This is a genomic window from Hyphomonas chukchiensis (genome assembly GCF_000682695.1).
GTDB classification, from domain to species: domain Bacteria; phylum Pseudomonadota; class Alphaproteobacteria; order Caulobacterales; family Hyphomonadaceae; genus Hyphomonas; species Hyphomonas chukchiensis.
The window spans coordinates 1-452 of sequence record NZ_AWFG01000099.1 but is presented as its reverse complement, the minus strand read 5'-3'; the positions used below and the strand labels follow the sequence as shown (position 1 = coordinate 452).

The 452-nt window shown below is 60.0% G+C and carries 1 protein-coding gene; it reads right to left on the bottom strand.

Annotated elements, in window-relative coordinates; genetic code table 11:
* Positions 1-423: S26 family signal peptidase (locus tag HY30_RS20755; protein WP_422120007.1), on the bottom strand; the 423-nt coding region annotated here is incomplete at its 3' end.
* Positions 424-452: the final 29 nt, after the last annotated feature.

Below are 452 nucleotides of genomic sequence, written 5' to 3'. Positions count from 1 at the left end.
TGTCACCTCCGGACGCATACCACTTTCCTCAAACCCATCCTCTACCGGCTGTTTCCCAGCGCCCCCCAGCCATACAGCTTGGCCGACGATGTCGCTCTTCCGGACGGCGCCAAAATACCGCCCGTCAAAGGAGTCCGGTGTGCGATCAGAGAGAAGCAGAACCTCGCCTGGCTGAAGCTGACTGCAGCCTTTCCATGGCGACGGCAGGGCGCGTCCCAAACGATCTGCTGGAAGAAGGCGGACCGTTGGCGCGCCATTGATCTCCAAAACGCCGTCTATCTCGCAAACCCTGTCACCGTCGAGGGCCCGGACGGTCTTGATGACGGGGATACCTGGCGCAAGATAATGCCGTTCTGAAGCAAGTTTCGAAGCCTCCTCCGGTAGGTTCGAAACAACAAGATCTCCCCGCGAAACCCCGTCCAGGGGTATGACACGATACCATCCCGGCGGCA